20 protein-coding genes, 2 tRNA genes and 1 pseudogene are annotated in these 25206 nt (G+C 60.0%); 19 read left to right on the top strand and 4 right to left on the bottom strand.

All coding sequences use genetic code 11. The features are described from left to right. Positions 1–445 precede the first annotated feature (445 nt). The 11 genes and pseudogenes from ACWXWJ_RS04280 to serA all read left to right on the top strand — a co-directional run bounded on the left by ACWXWJ_RS04280 (position 446) and on the right by serA (position 11896). Entirely contained in the window at positions 446–2308 is a 1863-nt protein-coding gene (locus ACWXWJ_RS04280; RefSeq protein WP_473963653.1) for an acetolactate synthase large subunit, read from the top strand. Next, a complete protein-coding gene (gene ilvN, locus ACWXWJ_RS04275; RefSeq protein ID WP_434816108.1) occupies positions 2308–2826 on the top strand; it encodes an acetolactate synthase small subunit in 519 nt (172 codons plus the stop codon). The genes ACWXWJ_RS04280 and ilvN overlap by 1 nt, the downstream gene beginning before the upstream one ends. A 155-nt stretch (positions 2827–2981) precedes the next feature. Beyond that, positions 2982–3998 carry a ketol-acid reductoisomerase gene (ilvC, locus tag ACWXWJ_RS04270; protein ID WP_473963652.1) on the top strand — a complete coding sequence of 339 codons (1017 nt, stop codon included), beginning with the start codon at positions 2982–2984 and terminating at the stop codon, positions 3996–3998. A gap of 97 nt (positions 3999–4095) precedes the next feature. Continuing rightward, positions 4096–5061, top strand: coding sequence for a cation diffusion facilitator family transporter (locus ACWXWJ_RS04265; protein WP_284819885.1), 966 nt, complete (start codon positions 4096–4098; stop codon positions 5059–5061). An 88-nt stretch (positions 5062–5149) separates the two neighbouring features. Continuing rightward, positions 5150–6043 carry an ABC transporter substrate-binding protein gene (locus ACWXWJ_RS04260; protein ID WP_473963651.1) on the top strand — a complete coding sequence of 298 codons (894 nt, stop codon included), beginning with the start codon at positions 5150–5152 and terminating at the stop codon, positions 6041–6043. Between the two features lie 126 nt (positions 6044–6169). After that, positions 6170–7081, top strand: coding sequence for a FecCD family ABC transporter permease (locus ACWXWJ_RS04255; RefSeq protein ID WP_284819941.1), 912 nt, complete (start codon positions 6170–6172; stop codon positions 7079–7081). A 20-nt stretch (positions 7082–7101) separates the two neighbouring features. Further along, positions 7102–8154 (top strand): iron ABC transporter permease, encoded by a 1053-nt coding sequence (locus ACWXWJ_RS04250; RefSeq protein WP_473963650.1) that lies wholly within the window; start codon positions 7102–7104, stop codon positions 8152–8154. Beyond that, on the top strand, positions 8154–8933 hold the full coding sequence (locus tag ACWXWJ_RS04245; RefSeq protein ID WP_473963649.1) for an ABC transporter ATP-binding protein: 780 nt from the start codon (positions 8154–8156) through the stop codon (positions 8931–8933). The genes ACWXWJ_RS04250 and ACWXWJ_RS04245 overlap by 1 nt, the downstream gene beginning before the upstream one ends. A gap of 54 nt (positions 8934–8987) precedes the next feature. Next, positions 8988–9687: pseudogene (locus ACWXWJ_RS04240) on the top strand (GTP-binding protein); the annotation flags it as partial. A gap of 65 nt (positions 9688–9752) precedes the next feature. Next, positions 9753–10208: a GTP-binding protein gene (locus ACWXWJ_RS04235; RefSeq protein ID WP_431832502.1), complete on the top strand. Its 456-nt coding sequence runs from the start codon at positions 9753–9755 to the stop codon at positions 10206–10208. Between the two features lie 98 nt (positions 10209–10306). Further along, positions 10307–11896: a phosphoglycerate dehydrogenase gene (serA, locus tag ACWXWJ_RS04230; protein WP_473963648.1), complete on the top strand. Its 1590-nt coding sequence runs from the start codon at positions 10307–10309 to the stop codon at positions 11894–11896. Between the two features lie 80 nt (positions 11897–11976). Here serA and ACWXWJ_RS04225 read toward each other — a convergent pair whose 3' ends face one another. Continuing rightward, positions 11977–13536 carry an ABC transporter permease gene (locus tag ACWXWJ_RS04225; protein ID WP_473963647.1) on the bottom strand — a complete coding sequence of 520 codons (1560 nt, stop codon included), beginning with the start codon at positions 13534–13536 and terminating at the stop codon, positions 11977–11979. A 77-nt stretch (positions 13537–13613) separates the two neighbouring features. Continuing rightward, entirely contained in the window at positions 13614–14495 is an 882-nt protein-coding gene (locus ACWXWJ_RS04220; protein WP_274706393.1) for an ABC transporter ATP-binding protein, read from the bottom strand. A 172-nt stretch (positions 14496–14667) separates the two neighbouring features. Here ACWXWJ_RS04220 and ACWXWJ_RS04215 point away from each other — a divergent pair, with 172 nt between their 5' ends. Continuing rightward, entirely contained in the window at positions 14668–15684 is a 1017-nt protein-coding gene (locus ACWXWJ_RS04215; RefSeq protein ID WP_473963646.1) for a 3-isopropylmalate dehydrogenase, read from the top strand. 66 nt (positions 15685–15750) lie between these two features. Here ACWXWJ_RS04215 and ACWXWJ_RS04210 read toward each other — a convergent pair whose 3' ends face one another. Then, entirely contained in the window at positions 15751–17475 is a 1725-nt protein-coding gene (locus ACWXWJ_RS04210; RefSeq protein WP_473963645.1) for an alkaline phosphatase D family protein, read from the bottom strand. A gap of 133 nt (positions 17476–17608) precedes the next feature. Here ACWXWJ_RS04210 and ACWXWJ_RS04205 point away from each other — a divergent pair, with 133 nt between their 5' ends. After that, on the top strand, positions 17609–18421 hold the full coding sequence (locus ACWXWJ_RS04205) for a fumarylacetoacetate hydrolase family protein (protein ID WP_448307546.1): 813 nt from the start codon (positions 17609–17611) through the stop codon (positions 18419–18421). 24 nt (positions 18422–18445) lie between these two features. Here the strand turns inward: ACWXWJ_RS04205 and ACWXWJ_RS04200 are convergent, their stop codons facing one another. Beyond that, the gene (locus tag ACWXWJ_RS04200; RefSeq protein WP_448307547.1) at positions 18446–19588 is read right to left on the bottom strand and encodes an isochorismate synthase; all 1143 of its coding nucleotides are present in this window, start codon (positions 19586–19588) and stop codon (positions 18446–18448) included. A gap of 162 nt (positions 19589–19750) precedes the next feature. Here ACWXWJ_RS04200 and ACWXWJ_RS04195 point away from each other — a divergent pair, with 162 nt between their 5' ends. The 6 genes from ACWXWJ_RS04195 to ACWXWJ_RS04170 all read left to right on the top strand — a co-directional run bounded on the left by ACWXWJ_RS04195 (position 19751) and on the right by ACWXWJ_RS04170 (position 25106). Next, positions 19751–20560, top strand: coding sequence for a TIM barrel protein (locus ACWXWJ_RS04195; protein ID WP_293789906.1), 810 nt, complete (start codon positions 19751–19753; stop codon positions 20558–20560). Between the two features lie 109 nt (positions 20561–20669). Beyond that, complete coding sequence (locus ACWXWJ_RS04190) at positions 20670–21797, top strand: CE1 family esterase (protein ID WP_473963644.1); 1128 nt, start codon at positions 20670–20672, stop codon at positions 21795–21797. A gap of 141 nt (positions 21798–21938) precedes the next feature. Continuing rightward, complete coding sequence (locus tag ACWXWJ_RS04185; protein WP_473963643.1) at positions 21939–23009, top strand: CE1 family esterase; 1071 nt, start codon at positions 21939–21941, stop codon at positions 23007–23009. A 188-nt stretch (positions 23010–23197) separates the two neighbouring features. Beyond that, positions 23198–24700, top strand: coding sequence for a glutamate--tRNA ligase (gene gltX, locus ACWXWJ_RS04180; protein ID WP_473963642.1), 1503 nt, complete (start codon positions 23198–23200; stop codon positions 24698–24700). A gap of 260 nt (positions 24701–24960) precedes the next feature. After that, a tRNA-Gln gene (locus ACWXWJ_RS04175) sits at positions 24961–25032 on the top strand. Between the two features lies 1 nt (position 25033). Next, a tRNA-Glu gene (locus ACWXWJ_RS04170) sits at positions 25034–25106 on the top strand. Positions 25107–25206 lie beyond the last annotated feature (100 nt).

Below are 25206 nucleotides of genomic sequence, written 5' to 3'. Positions count from 1 at the left end.
CTTGAGATCGGTCGGGCGCGTGGCGCCGGGAAACACAGGTCGGGGGCGGTTTTAGAGTGTTCAATATATGAGATCCGGGCGCCATACTTTGAGAAACATGTGGTCAAACGCTTGACGGCCTTGATGGAAAGCGCTATATTTAGAGCCATGAAGTCCACGCAACTAGTACGAGTACTCATTATCGAGGGGCGCCACTAGCTTCCTCGTCGAGCTCGACACGGCGCCCCCGACAACCGACTCACAGGGTCGGCTGCTTGGGGGCTTTTGTTGTTTGTTGTGTGGAGGACATACATCCAAACCGAACAAGCGATTCCACACCGAAGATTTTCGGCTTTTCGCTTCCTAGAGGCGGTAGGCGACCCAGAGTTGCGCCAATCGTTCAGGGAGCTAAGGGCAAAGAATTGAAGGCAGGACGGACTCAAGGACTCAAGGAGCGAAGGAAAACGTGACACACACATCACGCTCGCAACCCAGCCCCGCCACCTTGGCGAAGAACCCCCGCGGCAAGCAGCCGGAGCGAATTAACGGCGCACAGGCCGTGGTGCGCTCGCTAGAAGAGCTAGGTGCCGACGTAGTATTCGGCCTGCCTGGCGGCGCCGTGCTGCCGCTCTACGAGGCTCTCTACGACTCCGAAAAGCTGAACCACATCCTCGTTCGCCACGAGCAGGGCGCTGGCCACGCTGCCACCGGCTACGCGCAGGCTACTGGCCGGGTGGGCGTGTGTATCGCAACGTCCGGACCGGGTGCGACGAACCTGGTAACCCCCATCGCTGACGCCAACATGGACTCTGTTCCCCTGGTTGCGATCACCGGCCAAGTGGGTAAGGGGCTGTTGGGTACTGACGCCTTCCAGGAGGCAGATATTCGCGGCGTCACCATGCCGATCACCAAGCACAACTTCATGGTGACTCGCCCGGAGGACATCCCCGGCGCCATCGCGGAGGCCTTCCATGTAGCCTCCACTGGCCGCCCGGGTGCGGTGTTGGTGGATATCCCAAAGGATGTGCAGAACGCAGAGTTAGATTTCAGCTGGCCACCGACGTATGAGCTGCCTGGCTACCGGCCAGTCACCAGCCCGCACCCGCGGCAGATCGAGGAAGCTGTGCGGATGATCAGCGCTGCAAAGCGCCCGACGCTGTACATCGGCGGTGGCGTCATTAAAGCAGAGGCTCACGCGGAGCTGCTGGAATTTGCAGAGGCGAACGACATCCCAGTCGTCACGACTCTTATGGCACTGGGTAGCTTCCCGGCCTCGCACCCGCTGTACATGGGCATGCCGGGCATGCACGGAAGTGTTCCGGCGGTGGCAGCGCTGCAGCGTTCCGACCTGCTGATCACCATCGGCGCCCGCTTCGACGATCGCGTCACCGGTCACGTGGAGAGTTTCGCGCCCGATGCGAAAGTCATCCACGCCGACATCGACCCGGCAGAGATCGGCAAGATCCGCGAAGCTAATGTCCCGATTGTCGGAGACGCTAGGGAAGTACTTGCAGCTCTCCATCAGGCGATGCGTAACCTGGACCTGAAGAAGCCCGCTACCGCGGGCTGGCTGAACTACCTGCGCAAGCTGAAGCAGGACTTCCCCCGCGGCTATGATGAGCAGCCCAATGGCAAGCTCGCTCCGCAGTATGTTATTGAAACGCTGTCGAAGACCGTCGGGCCGGAAGCTATCTATGTTGCCGGCGTGGGGCAGCACCAGATGTGGGCTGCGCAGTTCGTCGACTACGAGAATCCTCGCACCTGGCTGAACTCCGGTGGTCTCGGCACAATGGGCTACTCCGTGCCCGCGGCCATGGGTGCGAAGGCCGGCAAGCCAGATACCTCCGTTTGGGCCATCGACGGTGATGGCTGCTTCCAGATGACCAACCAAGAGCTCGTTACCTGCGCGGTGGAGAAACTGCCCATCAAGGTTGCTCTTATAAACAACGGAAACCTCGGCATGGTGCGTCAGTGGCAGACGCTGTTCTACGACCAGCACTACTCCCACACCAACCTGAAGCCGGGGGAGACGTACCTGCCGGACTTCCTCATGCTGGCGGAGTCCATGGGCTGCGCGGCATTCCGCGTCACGAAGCCAGAAGACGTGGAGCCGACCATCCGTAAGGCGGAGGAAATCAACGACCGCCCGGTCGTCATCGACTTCATCGTTGGCGAGGACGCGCAGGTGTGGCCAATGGTCGCCGCCGGCACGTCCAACGAAGAAATCCAGTACGCACGCAACCTGCGACCGTTGTTCGACGAGGAATCCTCGGCGGCGGAAGAGCCCGCGGAGATCCACGAGATCACCCAGGAAGGTGAGGAAGACTAATGAGCACGAGTAAGGAACAGGTCCACACTCTGTCCGTCCTGTGTGAGGACGTTGACGGTATCGTCTCGCGAATCTCCGGCATGTTCACCCGCCGTGCGTTCAGCATCATCTCGATCAGTTCGGGGCGCACGGAAGTGGAGGGCATCAACCGCATCACCATCATTGTCGAAGGTGAGGATCATGTGGTCGAGCAGATCACGAAGCAACTGAACAAGCTGATCCCCGTTATTAAGGTCACGCGTCATGATCCGGAGGCAATCGTCTCCCGCGGCTTGATGATGGTGAAGGTTTCCGCAGACAACTCGAACCGCACCCAGGTTGTGGAGTCCGCCAAGCTATTCCGTGCCCATGTCGTGGACGTCGGCCCGGAGTCGGTCATCATTGAGTGCACCGGTACGCCGTCGAAGTTGCAGGCTTTGCTGGATGTTCTGGAACCGTTCGGCATTCGCGAGTTGGTTGAAGCCTCACCGACTGCGATTAGCCGTGGCCCTCGTGCCATGTATCCAGCGAATCTTTAATGCTTGTGGTGATGTCCCTCGGTATGCAGCCGGGGGCGTCACTACCTACGAAAGAGGGCAAGAAGCCCACAGAGTTCACTATGTGGGCAAAAAAGTCTCACTAAATGAAATAAAGTCTGCTATAAATGTAGATAGTCAACGAAAGGATGCTCCCTATGGCAATTGATGTTTTGTACGACGACGACGCTGATCTGTCGATCATCCAGGGTCGCAAAGTAGCCATCATCGGCTACGGCTCCCAGGGTCACGCACACGCGCAGAACCTGCGCGAGTCCGGCGTGGAGGTTGTTATCGGCCTACGTGAGGGCTCCAAGTCCCGTGCAAAGGCGGAAGAGGCTGGCTTCGCCGTGAAGACCAACGCAGAGGCTGCAAAGTGGGCCGACGTGATCATGCTGCTGGCTCCGGACACCTCCCAGGCGAAGATCTTCACCGAGGACATCGAGCCGAACCTGAACGACGGTGATGCACTGTTCTTCGGACACGGCCTGAATATTCACTTCAAGCTGATCGAGCCGGCCGACAACATCATCATCGGCATGGTTGCCCCGAAGGGTCCGGGCCACCTGGTTCGCCGCCAGTTCGTCGACGGCAAGGGTGTTCCGTGCCTGATCGCCGTTGAGCAAGACCCGAAGAACAACGGCCGCGACCTGGCTCTGTCCTATGCAGCCGCCATCGGTGGTGCACGCGCTGGCGTGATCCCGACGACCTTCGAGGCGGAGACCGTTACCGACCTGTTCGGTGAGCAGGCCGTTCTGTGTGGTGGCACCGAAGAACTGATCAAGACCGGTTTCGAAGTTCTGGTCGAGGCTGGCTACGAGCCGGAGATGGCCTACTTCGAGTGCTTGCACGAGATGAAGCTGATCGTGGATTTGATGTTCGAGGGCGGCATCGGCAACATGAACTACTCCGTGTCTGACACGGCAGAGTTCGGTGGCTACCTGTCCGGTCCGCGCGTCATCGACGCGGACACCAAGAAGCGCATGAAGGACATTCTGTCCGACATTCAGGACGGAACTTTCACCAAGCGCCTGGTTGCCAACGTCGAGGGCGGCAACAAGGAGCTGGAGGAGCTGCGCGCTTCCTACAACGATCACCAGATCGAGCAGACGGGCGCCAAGCTGCGCGACCTGATGAGCTGGGTTAAGGTCGACGCTCGCGCCGAGACTGCGTAGGGCAGCCTGCCCAAACAGGCTTCCCTAAAAGCTGCGTGCTCTCAGTCCCCATTTTCAATAAGTTGTCAATAAGGTTGAAGCTGCTTAAAGTGAGGGCATGAACGCTCCAACAAGTGCAGCTCAACAACAACCACAGAACCGTGGTGGTGTCGATGAACACCGCCACGGTTCTGCGCATTCGCACTATGTTCCGACGAATTCTCCGCTGCGCGCTTTGCTTATCGTTCTCGGAGTCACTGGCACAGTCTTCTTTGCAGAGTTGATTGGTGGCCTGATTACCGGCTCCGTCGCGCTGCTCGCCGATGCTATGCACATGCTGTCGGACGCTGCCGGGCTGATTATTGCCGTCGTAGCCATTTTCATCGGCCGTCGAGCTGCTACAGTGCAGGCGACATTCGGCTATCGACGGGTAGAAGTGGTCGCCGCACTCGTTAATGCGGTGACTGTGTTGGGGATTTCAATCTGGATTGTGGTTGAGGCGTTCCAGCGGCTCCACCAGCCGGTTGAGATTATGGCCGGTCCGATGATGATTATCGCCGTGATCGGTCTTCTGGCCAACGCGATCTCCGCGTGGGTTTTGAATCGCCAACGGGATCACTCTGTCAATGTGCAAGGTGCATTCCTGCATGTGTTGGCGGACATGTTGGGATCCGTCGCGGTGCTTGTGGCTGGCGGTGTGATTATCGTGACCGGCTGGCAATATGCCGACGTTATTGCTTCGCTGGTAATCGCTGCGCTGGTACTGCCGCGGGCTTGGCAGCTGATGATGCAGGCCCTACGCATTTTGCTCGAGCAAGCTCCTCCGGGGTATCAACCCGCTGAGATCGACGCTTTGCTGCGGCAGGTCGACAACGTGCTGGACGTGCACGACCTGCACTTGTGGTCGCTGGATGGCACAAGCGCTCTAGCCTCAGTGCACCTTGTGGTTCCGGACGGCTGTGACCCAGCTACGGTGCTGTGCGCGGCACAGCAGGAATTACAGGAGTGGGGGATTGCGCACGCCACCATTCAGGTGGAGCGTGCCGCACACGCAGGCCATGAGGGGCCGCAAAATGTCTGCTAAGGGCTCGGAAAACTGTTCACAATAGCGGCAAGTCTAGGATATAGGCTTACCTTGTTTAGGTAACCCTAAATCGGGTAGTGTCTGGGGAATGATGAATTCTCGAAAATCCCTGCGCGGCTCCCTCCGACGCGCCCTTGCCCTCATAGTCGCGACGATTCTAGGAGCCACAACTTTGGTTGCATGCGGTTCCGGTGGCACCAACGATAACGGCGCAAAAGATGGCGAGTTGCGGGTCGTTGCTCTGGACTGGCGTTATGAGGAAATCCTCGAGGCTCTGGGCGTAAAACCGGTAGGAATTGTCGAGATCGGCAAGTCATCCGGGCCGAAAACCCTGGAGGGCAAGCTCGAGGGCATCGAATCGGTCGGCCAGGCTAAGCAGCCAAACCTGGAGGTTATTCAGTCTCTTGAGCCCGATTTGATCCTCGCTAGCCCAACGCGTCAGGAATCGATCATGCCCCAGCTGGAGGAAATTGCGGAGACAAAGTCCTACAGCGACGCCAGCTACACCGACGTCCTTGATGCCATGGATGACATCGCAAAGAAGCTGGGCAAAGAAGATAAGGCAAAGGAGATCCGCGAGCGTATTGAAGGCAAAGTCTCAGAGGCAAAGAAGCTCGTTAAACCGGACACTCGTGCTGCACTGGTTGGATGGTCGAAGGGCACTCTCTATGCGTGGATCAAGGATTCCTTCGCAGGATCCCTTCTTTCTGACGCCGGCTACGTCTACGGCTACGACGGTTCCCGCACCGCGATCGAATCCAAGACTGACGTTGCTGAAATGACAGGCGATAAGCTCCCGGCGATGAAGCTGGATCGAATGTACTTGTACAACGACATTGAAGGCTTTAAGTCCAGCCCATACAAGGACGTGGTCAAGGACATCGTGGACGTGGAGCAGGACACGTGGTCCCGATCTCGAGGCCCACTGGCCGCAGAAGCAATGCTGGATCAGATCATCGAAACGGAAAACGCTCGTAAATAAACGCACCTTCGAGCGTCAGCGACCGAGGGAAGTGAAGTGCAAAGAGAGCTACAACCACGCCGTACAACGCAGTGGATCCTGCTGGCGCTGGGGTTGGCCGTTATTCTCGCGACGTGGGTTTGGCGCATGAACAGTGTGGAAGTGCCTCCGAACGCGCCAGAACTGGCAGGGGAGGTGCACGCCGTCATGCGCGACCGGCTTTTGGCGGCGACAGTGATCGGCCTGGCCTTGGGTGCCGCGGGTGTGTTGCTGCGCACCGCTACTCGCAATCCACTAGCGGATCCGGAAATCACAGGCGTGAACGCTGGGGCTGCGTTTGGCGCGGTTCTGTGCACGACGATAACGGGATCGGTGTCCGGCGCCGCGGTGCTGCCGGGTGCACTGAGTGGCGCGGCGCTTGGAGCGCTGATAACGGTGGGCATTGGAATGCGTGTAACAGTAGGAGATCCGACCGGTGCTCAGTCGGTACAGAGGATGATTCTGCTGGGCATAGCTGTTTCTGCACTATTCTCAGCATGCACTGCGATCACTTTGGTGATCGATGAGGCTCAGCTTTCGACTGTCCTGTCGTGGCTTTCGGGCCGCTTGGGTGGGGTGCGTTTCGGGGACGTAATACCCAGCATGATTGCTGTTGCGGTGGTGTTGCCTCTCGCGATTGCTGTTGGTCGGGGGCTAGATACTCTCTTTGCTGGTGACGCCCTTTCGTCCTCCGTCGGAGCTAACCCCCACCGGCTACGAATATTTGCGGTCGTGGGCGCCGTGCTACTGATCGCCCCGGCGGTTGCAGCTGCTGGACCGATCGGTTTTCTTGGCCTGATGGCAGCGGTTGTGGCGCATCGGGCGGCAGGCCCGCGGCACCGGGCGGGGCTGGTAATTGCTCCCGTGGTGGGTGCAGCGGTTCTGTTGGTGGCGGATTCCGTGGCGCAGGCGTTGTGGGCTCCCGCGGAGACTCCGGTGGGCGTGGTAACTGCCATTGCCGGTGTGCCACTGCTGCTATGGGGGATTAATCGACTTCAACCGGGCGGTGCGCGCCGATGAACAACAGGAGGAATAGCAGGTTGAATCGCACGCTAATCTCCCGGCGTGGCTCCGGCTTCAAGGCGACTCGCGTTGTAGCGGTGTACGTAGCTCTCCTGGGTCTGCTGGCGTTCGCAATAGTCTTGGGGCTCAGTGTCGGGGCTGTTATGAAGCCTCCAGCGGACACAATTCACGACCTTTTCACGGGCGGGAAACTTATTTGGCGCTATCGCATGCCCCGCGTGCTTGTAGGTATCCTCGCTGGCGGGGCAATGGCTGTCTCCGGTGCGCTATTACAGCTTGCATTGCGTAATCCGCTGGCAGCGCCGGATACTGTGGGCGTCACCGCGGGTGGCGGTCTTGCCGCCGTAGCGGCTCTGTTAAGTGTCGGAGCATTGCCGGCGCAGGCGCTTACTCCAGTGGCGTTCGTTGGTGCACTGGTAGGTGCAGGCCTGGTGTTACTGCTTGCCGGGCGGGGAGCAACTGATCCGGTACGGCTCACTCTCACAGGAGTGGCGGTCTCTGTTGGTTTGGGCGCGCTTACTCAGCTGCTACTGGTGAAAGCTGCCCCGGAAGCCGGTGCGGCAATGACGTGGCTCAAAGGCTCGCTTTACGCCCGCACTCTCGCAGATGCGCAAGTCGTAGGGCCCGTGGTGCTGGTGGTCATCGCAGTAGCAGTCGTGCTCTCTAGGCATCTGGACATGCTAAACCTGGACTCTTCGGCAATGGCAGGAGTAGGCGTCAGCGAGCGCACATGGCGTACGGTGACAGTGTTGTTTGCGATTCTGCTGGGGGCTGCCGCGGTAGCCGCGGCGGGTGTACTGGGGTTTGCAGGATTGATCGTTCCGCATGCTGCGCGCTTGCTTGTCGGCGGGGTGGGAAGGCGAGTGTTGCCTGTATCCGCTTTGGCAGGTGCGGGACTTGTCGTTCTGTGTGACGCTCTCGGCCGCTTGGCATTCGCTCCCACCGAAATCCCTGTGGGGGCGTTGATCTCCATTGTCGGCGCCCCATATTTCATTTATCTCTTGTTACGTATGTCGCGAAGTCCAGCGGGCGCTTCCGCAATGCCCACCACGGATGAAAGGAGTTCCTGATGAGCGAGACTGCCTTGCGTACTGAAAATATCACGGTGGGTTACGGTGGCCCCGATGTCTTGAAAGATGTTTCCCTCCAGGTTCCGGAGGGGAAGATTACCGCCCTTATTGGCCCGAACGGCTGCGGAAAATCTACGCTGCTGCGAGCGTTGGGGCGTCAACAACCAATCGCGAAGGGGCAGGTCTACCTTGGTGATCGCACTATCCAAGAGATGAGCGCCCGAGAGTTTGCCCGGCATGTATCCTTCCTGCCGCAGCAACCCATTACTCCTGAAGGAGTGAGCGTCCGGGAGGTTATTGCTTATGGTCGATACCCATACACCGGTGCTTTTGCCTCGTTGAAGGCGGAGGATCACCGCGCGGTAGAGGAAGCGGCAGAGCGTGCTGGGGTTACCGCTCTCCTTGACGTACCGGCAACGGATCTGTCGGGTGGGCAACGCCAACGTGTATGGGTGGCGATGACGGTGGCCCAGCAAACTCCCGTGCTGCTCCTCGACGAGCCAACGACATACTTGGATCCTGCTCACCAGATCGCGATCCTGGATTTGGTGCGAGAGCTCAATGTAGCCGGCCGGACTGTCGTGATGGTTGTGCACGACATGACGCACGCAGCTCGCTTCGCTGATTCCATTGTCGCTATGTACGACGGCAAGGTACTCGCGGCGGGGGAGACGGAAGAAGTTATGTCTGCAGGGCTCGTTGAAAAACTCTTTGGGATTTCCTGTTTGAAAGTGCGGGATCCGGAAACGGGTCGAGTGTTGCCAATCCCGTATCGCTAACCGCAACACACCTCTAATGAAAACGAATCCCAATAAGGTGTAGTATCCCTACGCATGAGACACCTGCATAGCCATACTCACGATCACCCGACCGCAAGCGACCCAGAGGTAAGCAGCACACCGGTTACAGTTCTTTCCGGATTCCTCGGCTCAGGTAAAACCACACTGCTGAACGACCTGCTGGCCAATCGCGGGGGTCGCCGGATCGCGGTGATCGTCAACGATTTCTCGGAAATCAACATCGACGCCGCCCTGATCGCCGGCGAAGGTCATCTGACCCGCGGCGAGGACCGCTTCGTCGAACTCACCAACGGCTGCATTTGCTGCACACTTCGTGAGGATCTGGTGGAATCCGTCGGCACGCTCGCGCGCAGCGGCAACTTTGACCACATCGTCATCGAATCCACGGGAATCTCCGAGCCCATGCCCGTCGCCGCAACTTTCGAATGGCGTTGGGAGGACGGCACTCGCCTCGCGGACGTTGCGCCGATCGACACTATGGTCACCCTTGTCGACGCCGCCCAGTTCCTGCCGCAAATAGGGCAGAAGAAGCTGCTCACAGAGGCGGATTTGCAGGCGACTGAGGAAGATGAGCGGACGATTGCGGATCTATTGGTCGATCAGGTCGAGTTCGCGGACATTATCTACGTGACCAAGGCGGATCTAGTCAGTGAGGAACACTATCGCGCCACCGTCGCCCTGTTGCGCAGGATGAACCCGCGGGCGCGCATCGAAAAACTCATTCACGGCCGCATCGTCACCGCTGGATCGCTGGGCGGGAACGGGACCCCTGGTGGCTTGTCAGGCAGCGCGGCTGAGGTGACGGATACTGCGGACGGCGCCGGGCGGTCGGCCGTCGACGATATCCTCGGCGCGCATCTCTACGACGAGGCCACAGCCCGCGCCTACGAGGGCTACCTCGATGAGTTGGAAAACCCCCACACCCCAGAAACTGAGGAATATGGCATCAGTTCCGTGGTCTTCCGCGGGGATCGCCCCTTCGATCGGGGTAGGTTGATCGAGGCTCTTCGCTCCACGACCGGATTGGTGCGCTCCAAGGGCTACTGCTGGATTGCCGACCGTCCCGAGCTAGCCCAGGTCTGGCATCAAGCTGGTCCCGACCTGCGGATTCAGCCCGCCGGTGGATGGCGACAGGTCGGGCTCACCCCCTCCAGCGAAGTGGTGCTTATCGGCGTCAATTTCGATGCAGACAGAGCAGTACAGCGTTTCCGGAAGGCAATGCTGAGTGACGCAGAGGTAAAGGATATGCTGTAAGGGTCGCACGTCACATTTGGATGGCGTGGTCCCTTCCCGCGTCGGCGCGGTCGTTTCGGCGCGGGCGAGGCAACGCACGCACCTCAGGAGAAACATTCGTGAGTAACAACCGTCCGGTAGTCCTCATCGCCGATAAGCTGTCCCAGTCCACCGTCGACGCCCTTGGTGATTCCGTCGAGGTTCGCTGGGTCGATGGCCCGAACCGCCCAGAACTGCTGGAGGCAGTCGCAGACGCAGACGCGCTGCTGGTCCGCTCCGCAACCACCGTTGACGCCGAGGTGCTCGAGGCAGCGCCGAAGCTGCAGATCGTCGGCCGTGCAGGCGTGGGCCTGGACAACGTCGACATCGAGACCGCTACCTCCCGTGGCGTGATGGTTGCCAACGCTCCGACCTCCAACATCCACTCCGCTTGCGAGCACGCCATCAGCCTGCTGCTATCCACCGCCCGTCAGATCCCGGCGGCGGACAAGACCCTGCGCGACGGAGAGTGGAAGCGCTCCTCCTTCAAGGGTGTGGAGATTCTGGGCAAGACCATCGGCATCGTCGGATTCGGCCACATCGGCCAGCTGTTTGCGCAGCGCCTGGCCGCCTTCGAGACCGAAATCATCGCCTACGACCCGTACGCGAACCCCGCCCGCGCCGCACAGCTGGGCGTGGAGCTAGTAGAGCTGGAAGAGCTGATGGGCCGCTCCGACTTCGTGACGATCCACCTGCCGAAGACCAAGGAAACCGCGGGTATGTTCAACGCGGACCTGCTGGCCAAGTCCAAGAAGGGGCAGATCATCATCAACGCCGCCCGTGGCGGCCTGGTGGACGAGGCCGCCCTGGCGGAGGCCATCAAGTCCGGCCACATCCGCGGCGCCGGCTTCGACGTATACGCTTCCGAGCCTTGCACGGACTCTCCGCTGTTCGAGCGGGAAGAGGTCGTTGTTACGCCGCACCTGGGCGCTTCCACTGTAGAGGCTCAGGACCGCGCTGGTACCGACGTTGCCGCATCCGTCTTGAAGGCTCTGTCCGGCGACTTCGTGCCTGACGCTGTGAACGTTTCCGGTGGCAAGGTCTCTGAAGAGGTTGCCCTGTGGCTGAACCTGGCCACCAACCTGGGTCGCGTGGCCGGCGAGCTGCTGAACGGCGCTCCGAGCACCGTGACTGTCACTGCCCGTGGTGAGCTGTCCACCGAGTCCGTTGACGCACTGGGCCTGGCTGGCCTGCGTGGCGTGTTCTCCGGCGTGATCGACGAGCAGGTCACCTTTGTTAACGCTCCGCAGATCGCCGAAGAGCGCGGCGTGGAGCTGGATGTACAGACCCACGACGAGTCCGTCAGCCACCGCTCCGTCCTGGAGGTTAAGGTTGTCGGCACCGATGGCGCTACCGCCTCCGTCGCAGGTGCGCTGACCGGCCTGCAGCACGTGGAGAAGATCGTTCGCATCAACGACCGCGGCCTGGATCTGCGCGCCACAGGCACCAACCTGTTCCTGGTTTACCCGGACCAGCCGGGAGCGCTGGGCAAGGTCGGTACGCTGCTAGGCGGCAAGGGCATCAACATCGACGCCGCCGCACTGTCCCCGACCAACGATGAGTCGCAGGCTACGCTGGTTCTGCGTGTCGCCCAGGATCTGGATCAAGAGCTGGTCGACGAGGTCAAGGCAGAGCTGAGCGCCTCCAACGCGTTCGTGCTGAACTTCTAATGGTTTAAGCGATAGTTGTTATCGCGTCAGGCCGGGCAGGATCTGCCCGGCCTTTTCTATTGACGCCCCACGCCGCGCAGCTACAGGTAGTGCTGTACCTTCTGCGCGATGTCCGGCCAGTGTAGATCGAGTCGGCGGGAGGCGCGGCGGTTCAAGATCCAGACGACACCGATGACGATGACCCCGTGGAGCAGTACGCCTGCCCAGCTTAGAAGAGGGATGTCGGCAATGCTGTCGCTGTTGCCAGCGGAGGTCTCCAACGGGATGAGCGTCAGGAGCGCACCCGGCAGGATGGATAGGGTCAAGATCAGCATGATCACGAATGCGGAGATGATAGCGCTGGAACCACCGTTACGCTGCTTAAAGGCGTTGGTTCCCGGTGCGGTGGTCTGGGAGGGGAAGTAGGCGGCGCTGAAGTTCGCCATGGCAGAGGCGATAAAGACGGTCCCCAGCGTCAAGGCGCTGGCTAGAAGCCAGGCGGCGCTGAAGCTCTTGAAAGCTCCCGCGGCGATGCAAATAATCAGCCATATTGGGAGCAATACCGTCACGGTGGAAAGGGTGCGGCTGGTGACGATCTGCTTGCCGCGCACACCGGCGACCATGTGCACCCAGTTGGACGGCCCGTCCATGCCCAGGGAGTTGCCCGCCACCTGTTGGGGGCCAAGGGATACAAAGAACATCGCGAACCACAGCATCCAGCCACTGTCGCTATTGGTCATTCCCATCAGCATGTAAAAAGCGCAGAAGACGACCACGAACGTCAGGCTCATCACGAAGCGGTTATCGCGGCGCCAATAGCGAATCTCGCGGGAGTACAGTGCGCCAACGGGGGATGCGGGGACTCGCGGCAGTAGTAGGCTGTCTCCCTTCGCTGCTCGGGTGGCATGTTGCGGAGGGAGGGGATTGTTCAGGTCGTGCTTGACGGCCACGCGCAGCACAACAGTGACTGCAAGGATTGAAACGAGGCAGATCACACCCTTGGCGATGCCCGTATTGACGCCACCATTTCCGATGTCGGTCAAGTCAGCGGCAGCGCCAGCGGCGGCGGCGAAGGGAGTCCAGGACATGATCGTGGAGCTGGTCTCCACGGCGGCGGTGGGATCCGAGCCATCGGAAAGCAACTGTGGAGAGAGATACAGCGCCAAAAAGCCGAAAGTGACGACGAAACCGGCGACATTGCCCCAGAGTTCGCTGAACTTGGTGGCAATGCTGCTGAGCGCAGCCGCGAGAGCTTCTCCCGCCAGGAGGGTGAATACTAGTTGGAGTACGCACCCGAGGATCCACAGCGCACCGGCGCCGGGGGAAGCCATCTTCGCAAAGGCAAGGTAACCGAGCACAGACATGATGATCGTGTTGACCAGCGAGATCGCGGCGCGGGAGTTGAGGAACATTGCCGTGACCATGCCTGGCAGGAGGTCACGGTCGGATAGTGGCAACGAGCTAAACATGCGTGGATCTAGCATGCGTTCCTCGCTGGGAAAGATGGCTGATAGCGCGAGGTAGAGCACGCTGCCGAGCCCCATCGTCAGCACGAACATGGCCGGGTTGCCGTCGGACAGGAGGGCTCCGTAGCTGGTAAAGGCCAGGCCAACGCAGCCCATCACTGCGAAGATGGTGATGGCTACGGACGAAATGATCATCTGGATATTGCCTGTAAAGGCGTGTGCCCAGAGTGTGCAGTGGAGTTTGAGAAGGGTCTTGGTTTTCGACACTGGTCCTACCCTTCGTGGTGGTGGGTGGGCAGGTCACGTCCGCTGTGTTCGGCTTGTCCACCGCGCAGCCAGCCGAAGGATTGCGTATCCAGCTGCTTGCCGCCCACGGCCTCAACGAAGCGTTCGGAGAGGGACTTGCCCGCGCGCACCTGCTCGGTGGTACCGGCAGCAACGACGGTGCCCTGGTTGATGATTGCCACATGGTCGCAGAGTCCCTCGACCAGTTCCATGACGTGCGAGCTCATGATGACCGTGCCGCCCGCGCCGACATAGCGTCGCAGGATAGTGCGGATGACTTCGCCGGAAACGGGATCCACGGCCTCAAAAGGCTCGTCGAGGATGAGCACCTCCGGGCTGTGCAAAAGGGCACCGGCCAGCAGGATTTTCTTCTTCATACCCGCGGAGTAGTCGGCGATGTACTTCTTGCCGGCATCCTCTAGATCGAGTGCCTGCAGCAGGTCTGCAATGCGCTGCTGCAGTTCGTCGCCGGGGATGTCGCGGAGGTAGCCCAGATACTCAAGGTATTCCTTGCCGCTGAGGCGCTCGAACACGGGAAGGCCGTCCACCAGCAGACCGTAACTACGCTTTGCTGCCAGTACTTCTTCTTCGGGTTGGGTGTTCTCAAGGTCGCTCCACAATGGGTGGCCGGCGATCCAGGAGTTACCGCCATCGGGGCGAATTATGCCCGTAGCTGCGAGGATGGCGGTGGTTTTACCGGCGCCGTTAGGGCCGACAATTCCGTAAAAGCTGCCCTTTGGCACGGTGAGGCTGAGATTATTTACCGCCACCTTGCCAGGGAAGTTCTTATATAGATTGCGGATGACCAGCGCTGCGTCGCTGACCTCCGGATTTGTAGTTGTATGTGAGGGATATGGCTCGTAAGTCATGTTCTTCACACTAACAGCGGCGTCTGTTTAGAGGTGTCAAAGAAGTGTTTCTGTCGCCGCGGAGGTGTGAGCGCCTTGGAAGTAATCCATTTTTAGGTTGTTAGGCAAGTGCTGTCCGGGTGTCGTGCTATGGTCATAATTGACCAACTAGTGAGACAAAGGAGTTCATATAATGAAACTCGCAGTGGTTGCCGGTGATGGAATCGGCACTGAAGTAACGGCAGAAGCACTGAAAGTTCTGCACGCCCTGCGCGACGATGTAGAGACCACCGACTACGACCTCGGCGCCCGCCGCTACCTGCGCAATGGTGAACTCCTGACCGACGAGGATCTGGACTCCCTGCGCGAGCACGACGCTATCCTGCTGGGCGCCATCGGCGACCCCCGCACCGTGCCCGCCGGCGTGCTGGAGCGCGGCCTGCTGCTGCCGCTGCGCTTCAAGCTGGACCACGCGGTGAACCTCCGACCGTCCAAGCTGTATCCCGGATCTTCCAGCCCGCTGGCGAACCCGGGTGACATTGACTTCGTCGTCGTGCGAGAGGGAACCGAAGGCCTCTACTGCGGTAACGGCGGCACACTGCGCGAGGGCACTGACCACGAGGTGGCGTCCGAAGTATCCCAAAACACCTACTTCGGTGTGGAGCGCGTGGTGCGTGATGCTTTCGAGCGCGCACAGAGCCGACGCAAGAAGCTGACATGGGTGCACAAGACGAATGTGCTGGTGAATGCCGGTGGCCTGTGGCAGCGCGCGATCGAGACAGTGGGGCAGGAGTACCCCGAAGTTCAGGTGGATTACAACCACATCGATGCCGCGACGATCTACATGGTCACCAAACCACAGGAATACGACGTCATTGTGACGGATAACCTCTTTGGAGACATCCTCACCGACCTGGCGGGCGCAGTCACCGGCGGCATCGGCTTGGCAGCCTCGGGCAACATCGACCCCTCGCGAAAGAACCCCTCCATGTTCGAGCCGGTGCACGGCTCCGCACCGGACATCGCGGGCCAGGGGATTGCGGACCCCTGCGCGGCGATCCTGTCCGTCGCGCTCATGCTGCGCCATTTGGGCGATGACGCCAACGCGGAAGCCATCGAGGCCGCGGTTCTGGCGGAGGCAAGCTCACGCGACGGCGGCCCGGTCAAGACCGCGGAGGTTGGCGACCGAGTCGTCGCAAACCTCAAATAGGAAAAGTTGCCAGCCCGGCACATAGGCCGGGCGAGTGCGCCGTGGTTTGCCGCGCTGCGCTGTGCTCTACTGTGCGCGCAGCGTCTTCGACCACAACTCCTTGCCACGGGTGGTGAACAGCCGGACGGTGAGATCCTTCGAACCACCATCGATATCCACCTCTCCGAAGTGCTGGAAATCATCCAGCGGCGAGGAGTTCTGCTTATCCTTCGCCGGTGCGTGCACGTACACAACCTCCGGACCGAAGGTGCCGTCCATTTTGTTCGGACCGAATCCGCCGGCGTTCAACGGGCCAGAGACGAACTCCCAGAACGGTGCGAAATCCTGGAAGACCGCGCGATCCGGCGAGTAGTGGTGCGCAGCGGTGTAGTGCACGTCGGCGGTGAGCCACACAACATTTCGCACATCCTTGATGCCACTGAGGACGCGACCGATCTCCGCCTCGCGACCCACAGCCTTGCCACCCGCGCCATTTGATACGCCCTCCTGGTCATCCCCATCCGGCACGACGATGCCCAGCGGAAGGTCATTGGCGATGATCTTCCATGTAGCGGTGGAATTCTTAACTCCGTCGATCAGCCACTTTTCCTGCTTCGGCCCCAGAATGTGCCCCGGCTTGGTGGCAGACGCTCCGGCATCCGGGTTGCGATCCTTGTAGCTGCGCATATCCAGTACGAAGATATCCAGCAGCGAGCCGTAGGAAATCTTGCGGTAAACGCGACCATCCACCGCCATCTTCCGATCTAGTGGCTGCCACTCGTGGAAGGCCTGGAAGCCGCGATGCGCCAGTAGGTTTACATCTTTGACCTGGTACTTGTCGTCTTCCAGGATCTCGCCTGGGTACCAGTTGTTCGTCGTCTCGTGGTCATCCCACTGCACCAGCTGTGCGACCTTGGAGTTGAACAGCTTGTAGTTCTCGTCCATCAGGTTATAAGCGTGCTGGCCGCGGAACTCCTCCAGAGTTTCGGCCACCTTGTTTTTATACGGGCTGGTGAGGTTCTTAAACACGCGACCGTCGTCCAGTTTGTGGTTCGCTTCGATCGGGCCATCGGCGTAGACCGTATCGCCGGAGTGAATAAACAGATCCGGGTTGCGATCCGCCATTGTCTTCCAGCAGTACATGCCACCGATGTCCGGGTTGATGCCGTAGCCCTGACCCGCCACATCGCCGGACCAGTGCAGGCGAATGTTCTTGTGCGCCTTTTTAGCGCCCGGGGCGGTACTCGGTGCGGTGGTGAAGCTGCCGATCACCGGCACGGAGCGCATGGAGGTCTCCTGATCCTCCATGGTCACGCGGTAGTGGATCTTCTTACCCGGCTCCAACCCGACCAAGCGGAGGCGGCCGGTTCCATCCGTTTCTGAGGTAAGAACGCTGTTGCTGTGGAAGGTTTTGGTCTTGTGCCGTGGAAACGCCGGATCTGTCGAGGCTTCGACGATCATCCGCGCCGGTCGATCGACACGGGACCACACGAGACCGCCGTCGGGGCGTACATCGCCGGTTGCGACGCCATGTGTCATCACCGGACGGGAGCGACGAAGTCCCACCGATCCCACTGCGCCGCTGGAGCCCACCGATGATCCGGCTGTGGAACCGGCCATGCTTCCGGCTTGCGAACCAAGAGCCTGCGCGACTCCGGTGCCGAGCAGGATGGCACCAGTGGTACCGGCTCCCGCTAGGAATGCACGGCGGGTGGTGAGGAAAGCAGAGTGTAGGAAAGCAGAGTGTGTGGAAGGCGTGTGCGAGGGGGAATCGAAATTGGAGGATTGAGGATTATTTCTGCGAGAAGTCATAACGGCCAAATTAACGATTCAATCTGTCGTAGCCGTGACGCAGAAACGAACTCACGGTTAATAGGTGAATAGTGGGCACAGGAGGAGGGGCGAAACGAGAGAGCCCAGGCCAGGTGGAGTAGGGTATGAAAACATGCGAATTGCTCGAATTGCACACCCCGAGGGCATGGCGTTTGCGATCGTCGAAGGGGGGCAGCCGGATGGAACCGGCGCCACCTGCCGCGAGATCGCCGGCCACCCGTTCGGCCAGCCAGAATTCACCGGAAAGTCGTGGCCCATCGAAGAGGTCCGGCTACTGGCTCCGATCCTGCCATCGAAAATCGTTGCCGTCGGGCGAAACTACGCTGACCACGTCAAGGAAGTCTTCGAGAAGAGTGCGGAACACCTGCCGCCGACTATCTTCCTCAAGCCGCCGACAGCCGTCGTGGGTCCGGAGGCTCCAATCCGCATTCCGGAATGGGCCACGCGCGTGGAGTTCGAAGGCGAACTGGCGATCGTCATCGGCCGCCCGTGCAAGGACGTCAACCGAAACAATTGGAAAGACGTAGTGCTGGGATTCACCATCGTCAACGATGTTTCATCCCGCGATCTGCAGTTCCAGGATGGTCAGTGGGCTCGCGCAAAGGGCCTCGATTCTTTCTGCCCGCTGGGTCCATGGATCGAGACTGCGGTAGACAGCATCGACATTGATAACCAGCCGATCAAGGCGCACCTCACGCACGATGGCAAGACGGAAACCAAGCAGGATTCCAACTCCAACCAGATGATCAAGTCCATCCCGGAGATCGTTGAGTGGGTCTCGTCTGCCTTTACGCTGCTGCCGGGCGATGTGATTTGCACTGGCTCGCCCGCCGGTACCGCTGAGATGGTTCCAGGTGACCGCATTGAGGTGGAAATCCCGGGGCTAGGCAAGCTGGCTAACCCGGTGCAGGCTTACGGCAAATAAGCCCGCGAAACTTCCGGCTCCGCGCTAGATCTTCCGCAGCGCTGCAGGCACATTAAGTGCCCGCAGCGCTGTTTGCAGCTTCGCGGACGTTTCTTCCGCCTCCTTCATCGGATCCGAGTCCACGACGATGCCTCCGCCAGCCCAGGCACGTGCAGTGTTGTCCTCCACGATGGCACAGCGGATAGAGACCATAAACTCCCCATCGCCGCTGGAATCGCACCAGCCCACCGCACCGGAGTAGAACTCGCGTGGGGACTTCTCCTGCGCAATAACCCCCAATGCATCATCGGTCGGCGTGCCACCGATCGCCGGGGTGGGGTGCAGCATCAGCGCCAAATCCAGTGCGGAATATTCGTCATCCCGCAGGGTGCCCGTGATCTGGGTTCCCAGGTGGATCATCTCGTTAGTCTCATGGATTTCGGGCGTATCCGGGATGTCCAGCTTTTCGCACAATGGTTCCAACACACGGCGATAATGCTCCACCACAAAGCGGTGCTCGCGTAAATCCTTGGTGGAATTCGCGAGTTCGCGCGCTGTGGCGTCATCAACAGAGAAGTTTCCGGTGCGCGGCGCGGAACCGGCCATGGGGAAGGCCCGGACTTCTTGGCCTTCGCGGCGGATTAGCATCTCCGGGGAACTGCCGACGAACATCGCGCCCTGGTACTCGTCACGGCCGGTGGCAGAAAGATCCACGGCGAAGCCATCACGGTAAGCGGACAAGTCGATTAGCCGGGCGGCAATAAGCAGCGGGTCGACAGTCTCAGCGAAGGTGATATCCACGGCACGGGCAAGGACTACCTTCTCCAACCGCGACTGCTGGATTGTGGCGACGGCGGCGGCGACCATCGCAGTGTGTTCCTCTGTGGTGGTCTGTGGCTCGACGGATTCCACGGTGAGGTGGCGGGCGGCATCTTTGCCGCGGAAGAACGCGGGTGGTTCTAGCGGCCCTTCGGCACGGGTGACGGTCTCCGGTTCCATGAGTGCTGCACGGAGGGAAGTGTCGAAGGGGAAGGCGCCCACAATCAAGTCTGCATCCTTGTTTCGGAGTGCTGTGGATGCTTCAAAAGGATCCGGGAAGGTCGCTTTACGCCCCTGGGTGCGGATACTGCGATCTGGTCGGGAAAGCAGGAAATCCGGGGCGGTTGCCGGTCGCTGCTCGTGGGTCATGGCTGCCATTTTACTGCTTGTGGTTTTGGCGGGCTGCCTCGGTATGGGGTGGGTGCTACGGGGCGGAGGGGTAAGTTTGTCGTTGCACGTGGAGCACTGTGAGGTGCCAGCAGTGCTTTTGTGAATTCTGGATTGGACTACTCGCATGAAATGATGGTGGTTATGAATACAGAATCAGGTGCACAGTCGACATCGGATGCACAGTCTGTCGAGTTTGCCACGGCAATGAACTACTCTCTTGGGGCACACAGCGGTGCTGAGGCTCTTGAGGCTGTCGCGAATTCTCCCTTCGACAAGGTGGAACTGTGGTGGCCATGGGATACGCCGCACCCTTCTGAGCAGCAGATGCGTCAGCTCGTGGAGGCGTTAGCCAAGGGACGCCAGGAGAATCCGCGCCAGCTTGTCGCTTTGAACCTGTGGGCCGGTGACCTGGCCGCCGGCGATCGGGGAGTGCTGCACTTAGTCGGTTCGGAGGATCCTGAAGATGAGGGTGACTCCGCTATTACCGAGGAGCTTATCGAGCACCTCAATGTGATTGAGTATTTGCACCGTCTCACAGGTGTGCGTCGCTTTAATGTGCTTGTGGGGCGTGGTGGACGTGTGTTGCAACGCCGTCAGGTGCGGGCTTTCGCAGCGGTGGCGAAGCGCCTGGCTAGATTCGGCGGGATTGCGCTTATCGAGCCGCTTAGTGGAATTGAGAACTATCCTGTCACCAGTATTAAGGAGGCAGCGCCCCTCGTTGCTGCAGGTGGTCGCCTTCTTCTTGACGCCTACCACCTGGCCGCTAACGGTGAGGACTGGACTTGGCTTGCCGACCGTGGGCCGGGGTATGAATTGTGGCCGGAGCATATTCAAATCGCGGACTTCCCAGGTCGCGGTGTGCCGGGTAGTGGGGATACCCCGCTAGGCGAGTGGGTCAATGCGCTGCGTGAAGCTGGCTATGAGGGTGAGGTCGTCCTCGAGCACGTTTAGTGCGCGGCAAGGCTGTGTGTAGTGGGAACCTGATGAAGTTATAAGAGAATCGGCGTGTCACGAGAGTGATGGAGAGCTCATTGCCTCTACTGTTACTCTTGTGACTCATGTGACTTCTGTTAAAAATGTGAAAGCCACGCGGTTTGTTGTGCTCGTGGCTATTTCCATCGCAATGGCCGTGACGATGCTTGCTGCCATGCTTGTCGGGGGAGGGAGTGTGGCGCAGGCTCAGCCGGCGCTAGCTCCCAAACCTGCTCCTGCTCCGGCACCCGCTCCGGCACCAGCGCCTAAGCCCGCGCCAGCTCCAGCTCCCAAGCCTGCACCCGCTCCAGCACCAGCGCCTAAGCCCGCGCCAGCTCCAGCTGCCAAGCCTGCGCCCGCTCCTGCACCGGCTCCCAAGCCTGCACCTGCACCGGCGGGAAAGAAGGCGTCCACAATAGAAGAGGCGCAACCGGGGCGACCAGAGAATATCGAGTTCACCCGTCCTGACGGCAGTGTCCGCAGTGCGATCGTGAGCGTTACCTCGAACTATGACCCGGCCAAACCTGTTCCGGTTCTCTTAGGCTTTGGAGGGCGCGACGATACGCCGGAGAATTACCGCAACTACTCGCGGTTCTCGAACACGGGAGCGGCCAATGAGGCGATTGTCGTGTACCCACGCGGGGTAAACAATGCCTGGGAAGGTGCACCCTACGCCACGACGAAGCGCGGTCAGGATGTGGATTTTGTACGGCAGATCGTCCATGAACTGGGTACGAAATTCAATATCGACCGCAACCGCATCTACGCTGCGGGCATGTCCAACGGTGGTGGGTTCGTGATGAACCTGGCTTGCCAGGCGCCCGACCTGGTTGCGGGTGTGGTGAGCGTGTCTGGAGCTTTCTATAACCCGGTGAACGAGGGGTGTGCGCCAGGGTCGGTGCCGACGTTCATGATTCATGGTCGGCAGGATGAGCTGACCCACTACGACGGTGGGATGCTGCACAATGCTCCGTATCTTCCTGCGCCAAGGCTGATTCACTCGCGTGCGATGCGCAATGGGTGCGCTCCGCAGCCGGTAGTGGAGCAGAAGCCCAGCAATGTTACCCAGTTCGGTTACCCTGGCTGCCGGGATGAAGCTGTCTTCTGGCGCATTAATGACCAGGGGCACAACTGGCACTTTGCGCCAGATGTTGCAAACGAGGCGTGGAACTTCCTTGCGCGTCAGAACAAAGCGTTGCCGCGAGCCGCTGGCTAGGGGGGATTGGTACCCCCAAAACGCCTCACATGAGTCACATAAGTGGTCAATTTTTGGGTTGTTTAACATGGGGGACACTCACCTTAAATGCTTTGTAAGTAAAACCTTCTGATTCTTCGGATCAACGTGTATATTTGAACGGTGCTTTTCAACTACATGCGTTCGAGCCTGACTAGCTCCGCAACAACCCACAGTAAAACCCGCTCAACTGCAGCGACCCACAGTGGATCCGGCTCATTCAACCCGGCGTCCCGTCGCTCCAGTCGCTTCCGCAAGGCCACTCTCTCCCTGGCGGTAGCCCTTGGCCTCGGCATGGGCACCCTTGCAGGTCCAGCTTTGGACACAGTTGCCGGTACGGAAACTGCAACGCCCCAGGCTAGTGCCGCCCCGAACCTCGTCAGCAGACTTTCTGCCGGCTTCAGCGACCTAGCAGGCTCACTCTCCCCACGTCCGGCGAATAAATACCAGACCTTCAATGTCAAGGGAAAGACCCGCACCGCGATCGTCGACGTCCCTGCAAACTCGGCGAACCGCAAGAAGCCAATCCTGTTCATGTTCGGCGGCCTCGGTGTCAACGCTGCTGCAACCAAGAGCATGTCTCGCCTGAATGCCATCGCGGGCAAAAACGCGATTATCGTTCACCCGCAAGGAATCGACAACGCCTGGGAGGGTGCGCCGTACTCCAAGACCCGCCGTGGCGAAGACGTTGCTTTCGTCCGTGAGATGGTGCGCTCCCTGTCCAAGCGCTACAACGTTGACACTCATCGCGTGTACGCAGCCGGCATGTCCAATGGCGGCGGTATGGCAATGAACTTGGCCTGCCAGGCTCCCGATCTGGTCGCCGGTGTCGTATCTGTTTCAGGTGCTTACTATGACGCCACCATGAATGACTGCTCGGGGCGGAATGTACCGACCATGCTGATCCACGGCATACACGATGACGTGGTCCGCTACGGCGGGGGTGTCCGCCACGGCATGCACTACTACGGTGCTCGCGCTGCCTTCGACAACGCGGCGCGCCGTAACTCCTGCAACATGCGTACGCTCCATGGGGTGCGCGCTCACGCATTGACCGCTGGATTCACCTACGACGGCTGCCGTGCTTCCACCGTGCTGTGGCGTGCATATGCCGGTGGCCACAACTGGAATGCTTTTGCCCCGGACGCTCCAAAGGCTGCATGGCACTTCCTCTCCCGCCAGCGTCACCTCTAGGCTTCAAGCCCTTTTGGTTTTTAGGTCTTTAGGCCTTTAGCTCCTTAATGGATCCGCATCCAGTTTGTGGCTGAACCCCCGCCTAACCCGCGGGGGTTTCTTTATACCGCCAGCAGATCCACTTTCCTTCGCACCCGGCTCCCGAGCGAACGCGAAGCGCTGAAAGCGAAAAGGTACAGTTAAAGACCATGAGTGAAGTTAGCGAAGTTCGCGTTCGATTCTGCCCGTCACCGACTGGTACTCCGCACGTCGGCATGGTCCGCACGGCACTGTTCAACTGGGCTTATGCCCGCCACACCGGCGGCAAGCTCATCTTCCGCATCGAGGACACCGATGCGAAGCGAGACTCCGAAGAGTCCTACCAGGCCATCATCGACTCCCTAAAGTGGCTGAACCTCGGCTGGGATGAGGGCATCGAGGTTGGCGGCCCGCACGAGCCTTACCGCCAGTCCCAGCGCATGGACATCTACGCCGATGTCCTAGAAAAGCTAAAGGAATCTGGCGACGTCTACCCGGCCTACTCCACCAATGAGGAGGTTCAAGCTCGCCACAAGGCCGCAGGTCGCGACCCGCAGCTGGGATACGATAACTTCGACCGCGACCTCACTGAAGAGCAGATCGCACAGTTCCAGGCCGAAGGCCGCGAGCCGGTCTGGCGCCTGCGGATGCCCGACAACCGCATCTACGAATGGCATGACCTGGTTCGCGGCGACATGAGCGTGGACGGCAAGACCGTCCCGGACTTCGTGGTCGCTCGCTCCAACGGCCAGCCGCTGTACACCCTCGTTAACCCGGTGGACGACGCGTTGATGGAGATCACGCACGTCCTGCGAGGTGAAGACCTGCTGCCGTCCACACCGCGACAGATCGCACTCTATGAGGCGCTGGTACGAGTAGGCGTCGCTAAACAAGTACCTACATTCGGCCACCTGCCGTTCGTGATGGGCGAGGGCAACAAGAAGCTTTCGAAGCGCGACCCGGAGTCGAACCTGTTTAACCACCGCGACAACGGCATCATCCCGGAGGGCATGCTGAACTACCTGTCGCTGCTGGGCTGGTCGCTGTCTGCGGATGAGGATATCTTCACGATGCAGCAGCTCATCGACAACTTCGACGTGGCGGACGTGAAGCCCAACCCGGCGCGTTTCGACCAGAAGAAGCTGGAGGCCATCAACGCCGACCACATTCGCCTGTTGGAGCTCGGCGACTTCACCCAGCGCTTGCGCGCCTATCTGGAGGAGCACAAGGACTTCCCGGCGGATTATCCTGCGGACAAGTTTGCGTTCGCCGCGGAGCTGGTGCAGACGCGCATCAAGACTCTTTCGGACGCCGACGGTCTGCTGCGCTTCCTCATTACTTCTGACGCCGACTTGTCCCTGGATGAGAAGGCTGCGAAGAAGAACCTGAAGGAGGACGCGGTGGAGGTTCTCGAGGTTGCCAACGCGCAGCTGGAGGCCATCGCGGACGGGGAGTTTAAGACTGATGTCATTGAGAAGGCTCTGCAGTCGAAGCTAATCGAGGAGATGGAGCTGAAGCCACGTAAGGCCTATGGTGCCCTGCGTGTGGCCATCAGTGGCGCGGCTGTGTCTCCGCCGCTATTCGAGTCCATGGAGCTTTTGGGTAAGGAGTCCACGCTGGCACGCCTGCGGTCCGCCCGCGAACAGACGCCGTTTGTGCCCGCGCAGCAGTAGGCGGTTCCCGCGGGCGGGGAAGTGGCTGGCTGGAGCCGGAAGCGGATGGGGCTGTCGCCAGAAGCGGTCGGTTGTCGCCGAGACGTGGGCAGCCATCGCCGAAACGCGGTCGGCCATCGCTAGAAAAGTTGCGCTGAGCAGCTGATTTGCTTGTAATTCACTGTTCTGGTTATAGTATTCCTCGTTGCGAACGAGGTTCGCTGCGTTAAATGCTCTGCATTCAAAGGGTGTGTGACGTGCGAGTTTTGTTCGACGAACGATGGCCTATGGTGTAATTGGCAACACTACGGTTTCTGGTACCGTCATTCTAGGTTCGAGTCCTGGTAGGCCAGCGCCCCGTTCGTCTAGCGGCCTAGGACGCCGGCCTCTCACGCCGGTAACACGGGTTCAAATCCCGTACGGGGTACAAAATGGGACGCCCTCGGAGAAATCCGAGGGCGTTTTTGCGTTCGCCGGGAGAGGGGATCTGGAGGATGAGATGTAGACAGGGGGATGGGGTGTGGTCA

The organism is Corynebacterium sp. p3-SID1761 (genome assembly GCF_055862885.1).
Note: the sequence above shows the minus strand (reverse complement) of the source record. Positions and strands in the feature narration are given on the sequence as shown.